Origin of the sequence: Falsiroseomonas sp. (assembly GCF_030695085.1) — a bacterium.
In the GTDB taxonomy this organism is placed as follows: Bacteria; Pseudomonadota; Alphaproteobacteria; order Acetobacterales; family Acetobacteraceae; genus Falsiroseomonas.
In genome coordinates this window covers 1-5,647 of record NZ_JAUYTS010000207.1, presented here as the reverse complement: position 1 = coordinate 5,647, position 5,647 = coordinate 1, and the positions used below count along the sequence as shown (strand labels likewise).

The window sequence follows — 5,647 nt, the reverse complement described above, 5'->3', positions numbered from 1 at the left end:
CTTCGGCTTTGCGGCGGGCTTGGCAGCGGCCTTCGGCTTTGCGGCGGGCTTGGCCGCGGCCTTCGGCTTTGCGGCGGGCTTGGCAGCGGCCTTCGGCTTTGCGGCGGGCTTGGCGGCGGCCTTCGGCTTTGCGGCGGGCTTGGCGGCGGCCTTCGGCTTGGCGGCGGGCTTGGCGGCGGCCTTCGGCTTGGCGGCGGGCTTGGCAGCGGCCTTCGGCTTGGCGGCGGGCTTCGCAGCAGCCTTCGGCTTGGCCGTGCGCGTGGCCGTGGTCGCGCGTGCGGCAATTGCTCGCGGCTTGGGCGTCACAGCTTCTAGTTCCGGCGTCTCAGGGGTTTTTGGTGTGCGGGCGATGGCCGCCTCCTCTTCGCGAATGCATTTCGTCAGGCTGTAGCACAGTGCGCGGCATCATGCCGCCTGCATCGCGGCCCTGATTGCGGTGGCGGAGGCCGCATGCTCCGCCGCCGGCACGAAGCACCAGGGCGCATGTGCAAGCCCGCCGCCGCACAGCAACGCAGCAGGACGCCGGCGGTGCCGAGCAAGGCGATGCGCCGCCTGGCTCGCCAGCGCCCGGCGCGTCCAGCCCGGCCGTGGCAGCACCGCGATCGGCGTGGTTGCCGCAATCGCCGCCCAGGATTTCCAGCGCGGCAACTGCCACAGATTATCCGCCCCGATCACCAGCACAAAGCGCGCCCGCGGAAAGCGCTGTCGCAGCGCCGCCAGCGTGTCCGCGGTGTAGCGCGTGCCGAGCGCCGCCTCGATCCCCGTCGCCCGCACCCGCCGCCCATCCGCGATGGCGCGCGCCGAGGCCAGCCGCGCCGGCAAGGGCGCCATGCCGCGCCGCGGTTTCAGCGGATTTCCGGGCGAGACCATCAGCCAGACCTCATCCAGCCGCAGCGCGCGCCGCACCTGTTCCGCCACATGGCGATGCCCCGCATGGGCCGGGTTGAAGCTGCCGCCGAGCAGGCCGATGCGCCGGCGGCGGCGGTCGCCCCGCGCGTTCAGCGTCATCTGATGCGCACGGTCACCGAAACCGGCGCTTCGGCCAGGCCCGTATAGGTTGCCGTGTAGTCATGCCCCGCCTGCACCGGCAAAGCCGGGGAGAAGCCGCCGAGGGAGACATACTCACCGGCCCGCAGTCGCCGCCCCTGGGCGCGCAGATCCTCCACCAGCCAGGCGAGTGCCGCCAGCGGGTGGCCGAGCAGGGCGCGGCCCGGGGCGCGCGCCACCTCCCGCCCGTCATCGGTCAGCGACACCTCCATGGCGGCGAGGCGGGCGGCGAATTCCGCCGTCGCCTGCACGGGAATCTCCTCCCCCACCACGCCGAGCCGCGCGCCGACATTGATCGAGAGCAGCAGCGGGCCGGACCAGTTCGTGCCGGCGCCATGCACCAGGTCGGGCAATTCGATGAAGGGGATCACCGCATCCAGGTGGCGCAGCAGCGCGACGGGGTCGGCACCGGCCTCGTTCACCCCCTCATCCCGCACCCGCACCAGCAGGTCGCTTTCCACCACGGGGACGATGCCGAAGCCGGCCGGGATCTCGGCGCCGGAGCGGGCGCGGATGGTGCCGTGGAAGATCGCGCCGGCGACCGGATGCGGCACGCCGAAACGGGCCTGCGCCGCCGCATTGGTCAGCCCCACCTTCCAGCCGATGCGATCCCCCCAGGGCTGCGCGAGCACCGCCACCAGCCGGTCCCGCGCGCAGACGGCATCCGCCAGCGACATGCCCGGCGGCGGCGGCGGCGCCGCGCGGCGCTCGAGGATGGCGGCGGCCAGGCGCGCCACCTCCGGCACCTCCGGGCAGGCGGCGGCGGCGGGGGTGGCGAGCAGCGCCAGGGCGGCGGCGGCGACGGCTTTGGCGTTCATGGCGGTGGAGTCCTCACCTCACGGGCGGGTCTGCCCAGTTCCCATAACCTGGTAGCGGAAGGTGCAGAGCTGCTCCGGCCCGACCGGTCCGCGCGCATGCAGCCGGCCCGTGGCGATGCCGATCTCCGCGCCGAAGCCGAATTCGCCGCCGTCGCAGAACTGCGTGGACGCATTGTGGATGCCGACGGCGGAGGACAGGCGGGCGAGGAAATCCGCGGCCACCGCAGCATCCTGCGTGATGATCGCCTCGGTATGCTCGCTGCCGAAGCGGGCAATGTGGTCCAGCGCGGCATCGGGGCCATCCACCAGCTTCACGGACAGCACGGCATCCAGCCATTCGGTGGCGAAATCGGCCTCCGTCGCCGCCGGCAACTCCGGCAGGATGGCACGCGCGCGGTCATCGGCGCGGAAATCGCAGCCCAGCGCACGCAGATCGGCGACCAGCAGCGGCAGCAGGCCCGGCGCGATGGCGGCATCGATCAGCAGCGTCTCCGTCGCGCCGCAGACCCCGGTGCGGCGCATCTTGGCATTGGCCAGGATGGCGCGCGCTATGGCCGGGTCTGCGGCGGCGTGGATGTAGGTGTGGCAAAGGCCCTCGGCATGGGCCAGCACCGGCACGCGCGCTTCCTCCTGCACCCGCTGCACCAGGCCCTTGCCGCCGCGCGGGATGATCAGGTCGATCAGCCCGGCGGCGCGCAGCATGGCGGCAACGAAGGCACGGTCGGCGCTGGGCGCCACCTGCACCGCGGCCTCCGGCAGCCCGGCGGCGCGCAGCCCCTCCACCATGCAGGAATGGATTGCGGCGGCGCTGCGCAGCGATTCCTTGCCGCCGCGCAGGATCACCGCGCTGCCCGCCTTCAGGCACAGCGCCGCGGCATCGGCGCCGACATTCGGGCGGCTTTCATAGATCATGCCGATCACGCCGAGCGGTTGCGCGACGCGGCGAATCACCAGGCCATTGGGCCGTGTCCATTCGGCGAGCACGCGGCCCACCGGATCGGGCAGTGCCGCCACCTCCTCCACTGCGCAGGCCATGGCCTCCACCCGCGCGGGGGTCAGCGCCAGGCGGTCACGGAAGGCGGGGGAGAGATCCGGGGCGGCTGCGATATCCTCGGCATTGGCCGCCAGCACCACCTCCGCCCGCGCGCGCAGCGCGGCAGCGGCGGCCATCAGCGCCGCATCCCGCTGTGGCCGCGGCGCCGTGGCCAGCACCCGCGCGGCGTCGCGGGCGGCGCGGGCGGCGGTATCGAGCAGGCGGGCAACCTCATCGGCGAGGACGGTCATGTCGGGGTCTCCTCCGCCGAGAGGTAGCGCGCGGCTGGCGGGGAGGGAAGCAACACGCGGCCGCCGGGCAGGCAGGTGGTCGCAACCAGGGCAGGCGCAAGGCGTCTCACGCCGGCGTGTCATCATACCGGCTGATGGCGGCGATGCGTCATGTCGATTGGAGAAAAACCGTCGTGGGGATCATCTGCTGCGTAACGCTGGGGCCGTTTCCAACGAAGTCGGACCCAGGCAGAGACGAGTTAAGGATACGCAAATGACCCCCATCAATCGCATCGCCACCGCGCTGCTTGCCGCCGGAGCCCTGAGCTTCGCCGCACCGGTGCTGGCGCAGGATGTTTCTTACCCCCGCGTGGTCGGGACTGGTGAGAATACTTCGGTTGAGTATGCGCCGGGCAATACGCAGAACATCCTCGGCGGCGGTGCCGTGACCACCTTCGAGGCGACCGGCAACGATGTGCAGATCCGCCACCTGGATCCGCGCTTCGCACAGGCGCCGCGCCAGGGGCTGGTGCCGGTGACCATCGGCTCCGGTGAGAATGTCACCACCGCCTGGGTTCCGGCCCCGCAAGCGGCCGCGACCGGCCTGGCCGGTGGCTTCGGGACCATCATCGGCGGCTGAACCGCCCCGGCAGGCCACCCCCGCATTCAGGTCAGGCAGGCGCCCCCCGCGCCGCCGGCCGCAGCAAGACAAGGACAATTGAAATGACCCGCATCCATCGCATCGCCGCCGCTGCCTTCGCCGCCGGCGCCCTGGCCCTGTCCGGCCCCGCCTTCGCGCAGACCATCGCGGAGAACAGCTATTTCCCGCGCGTGGTCGGCGCCGGCGAGAATGCCCAGGTCGAATACGGCCCGGGCCCGGCGCGGAACATCGTCGGCGGCGGTGCCGTCTCGGTGACGGACGAGCCGAATGGCAGCGTCCATATCCGCCACACGGATAGCCGCTTCGTGCAGCAGGGCCGCGAGGGCCAGCGCGCCGTGACGGTGGGCTCCGGTGAGAGCGAGCGCACCATCTGGGTGCCGTCCGCCGACGCAACCCGCCGCGCGGATAGCGGCTTCCGGGGCTGAAGTCCGGCCGGGTTTCGTGAACGGGGGGCGGTCCGCAAGGGCCGCCCCTTTTTGTTGGGCGCTACCGCCCCACCCGCAGCCCGGCGAAGCGGATGATGCCGTCGGGGCTCGGTACGAAACCCTCCACCCCGCTCCGCATCGCCCAGAACCAGCGGTGATGGTACAGCATCAGATGCGGGCGCTCGGCCAGCCAGATGGTCGCGGCTTCCCGGTACATCGCCTGGCGTCGCGCCGTGTCCGTCACCTGCCGCGCCTCGATGAACAGCGCATCGACGCGCGGGTTGGCGTATTGCCCCCAGTTCAGGAAGCCGTTGGAGGCGAGCCAGAAGCTGATATTGCCATCCGGGTCCGGGCGGCCGGACCAGATGGCGATGGCCGCCTCGTAATCACCGCGGCGCGTCGCGGCCACCATGGCGCCGGATTCCAGCGTCTCGATGCTGATGTCGAAGCCACCTTCCGCGGCCATGGACTGGATGATCTGCGCCACCTGCGATTCCACGGGCTGGTTCGGCACCTTCAGCGTGAAGGCCACCCGTTCATGCCCCGCTTCCCGCAGCAGGGCGCGCGCCCGGGCCGGGTCGCGCGGCGGCGGCGCGAGGTCGGCGAAATGATAGGTGGTGCCGGGCGCTTCCGGCTGGTTGTTGGCGGCGAAGCGGCCCTCCAGCGCCACCTGGTTGATGATGGCGCGGTCGATGCTGCGCTCGAAGGCTTCGCGCACGCGCGGATCGGCGCCGAGCGGGCGCTGCGCCAGCGGGCCGTTGCCGACATTGATGCTCAGTGTCTGGTAGGCGATGGAATCGCCGGCCACCAGGCGCAGGCGCCGGTCACGCTCGACGGAGGGCAGGTCCACCGGCGCCACGCGCTCGATCAGGTCGAGCTGCCCGGCGCGCAGGTTCAGCAGGCGGACATTGTTGTCGGGGATCGGCTGGAAGACCAGGCGATCGGCATGGATGTTCGCGGCGTTCCAGTGGCCGGCGAATTTCTCCATCTCGATGCGGTCCTGCGCCACGCGGCGCGTCAGCCGGAAGGGGCCGGAGCAGACCGGGTTTTCGCCGACACGCTCGGCCATCGGCAGCACGGCGGGGGACAGCATCATGCCGGCGCGGTCGGACAGCACGGAAAGCAGCGGTGCGAAGGGCTCGGACAGCACCAGGCGCACGGTGCGCGCATCCGGCGTCTCCACCGAAGCGACCTGCTGCAATTCGGTGCGGCGGCGGCTTTCGCGGGCGGTGCGGTAGCGATCCAGATTGGCCTTCACCGCCGCCGAATCGATCGGTGCGCCATCCTGGAAGCGCGCGCCGTCCCGCAGCGTCAGCGTCAGGGCGCGGCCATCCGGCGCCCATTCCCAGGCGGTGGCGAGTTCAGGCCGGAACTGCAGATCCGGCCAGACATCGATGAGCTTGTAGCACATGGCGGCGAAGACCACGCGCTCC

At 71.7% G+C, this 5,647-nt stretch carries 7 protein-coding genes; 2 read left to right on the top strand and 5 right to left on the bottom strand.

All coding sequences use genetic code 11. From position 1 onward, the window contains the following. The 4 genes from Q8S40_RS21865 to Q8S40_RS21850 form a co-directional block, all read right to left on the bottom strand. On the bottom strand, nucleotides 1-306 hold a 306-nt coding region (locus Q8S40_RS21865; protein WP_305672096.1), incomplete at its 3' end, for a hypothetical protein. 99 nt (nucleotides 307-405) lie between these two features. Then, nucleotides 406-1,008 carry a nicotinate-nucleotide adenylyltransferase gene (locus Q8S40_RS21860; RefSeq protein ID WP_305672095.1) on the bottom strand — a complete coding sequence of 201 codons (603 nt, stop codon included), beginning with the start codon at nucleotides 1,006-1,008 and terminating at the stop codon, nucleotides 406-408. Beyond that, nucleotides 1,005-1,865 (bottom strand): 2-keto-4-pentenoate hydratase, encoded by an 861-nt coding sequence (locus Q8S40_RS21855; protein WP_305672094.1) that lies wholly within the window; start codon nucleotides 1,863-1,865, stop codon nucleotides 1,005-1,007. The genes Q8S40_RS21860 and Q8S40_RS21855 overlap by 4 nt, the downstream gene beginning before the upstream one ends. An 18-nt stretch (nucleotides 1,866-1,883) precedes the next feature. Next, on the bottom strand, nucleotides 1,884-3,149 hold the full coding sequence (locus Q8S40_RS21850; protein ID WP_305672093.1) for a glutamate-5-semialdehyde dehydrogenase: 1,266 nt from the start codon (nucleotides 3,147-3,149) through the stop codon (nucleotides 1,884-1,886). 253 nt (nucleotides 3,150-3,402) lie between these two features. Here Q8S40_RS21850 and Q8S40_RS21845 point away from each other — a divergent pair, with 253 nt between their 5' ends. Both Q8S40_RS21845 and Q8S40_RS21840 read left to right on the top strand, forming a co-directional pair. Next, nucleotides 3,403-3,768, top strand: a complete 366-nt coding sequence (locus Q8S40_RS21845) for a hypothetical protein (protein WP_305672092.1) — start codon at nucleotides 3,403-3,405, stop codon at nucleotides 3,766-3,768. Nucleotides 3,769-3,851: 83 nt separating this feature from the next. Then, entirely contained in the window at nucleotides 3,852-4,214 is a 363-nt protein-coding gene (locus Q8S40_RS21840; RefSeq protein WP_305672091.1) for a hypothetical protein, read from the top strand. A gap of 61 nt (nucleotides 4,215-4,275) precedes the next feature. Here Q8S40_RS21840 and Q8S40_RS21835 read toward each other — a convergent pair. Beyond that, nucleotides 4,276-5,647: ABC transporter substrate-binding protein (locus Q8S40_RS21835; protein ID WP_305672090.1), on the bottom strand; the 1,372-nt coding region annotated here is incomplete at its 5' end.

Bases quoted from the DNA above. Each gene is read 5' to 3' on its own strand.
- Q8S40_RS21855 (WP_305672094.1), bottom strand. From the start codon at position 1,865: ATGAACGCCAAAGCCGTCGCCGCCGCCGCCCTGGCGCTGCTCGCCACC.
- Q8S40_RS21845 (WP_305672092.1), top strand. From the start codon at position 3,403: ATGACCCCCATCAATCGCATCGCCACCGCGCTGCTTGCCGCCGGAGCC.
- Q8S40_RS21850 (WP_305672093.1), bottom strand. From the start codon at position 3,149: ATGACCGTCCTCGCCGATGAGGTTGCCCGCCTGCTCGATACCGCCGCC.
- Q8S40_RS21840 (WP_305672091.1), top strand. From the start codon at position 3,852: ATGACCCGCATCCATCGCATCGCCGCCGCTGCCTTCGCCGCCGGCGCC.
- Q8S40_RS21860 (WP_305672095.1), bottom strand. From the start codon at position 1,008: ATGACGCTGAACGCGCGGGGCGACCGCCGCCGCCGGCGCATCGGCCTG.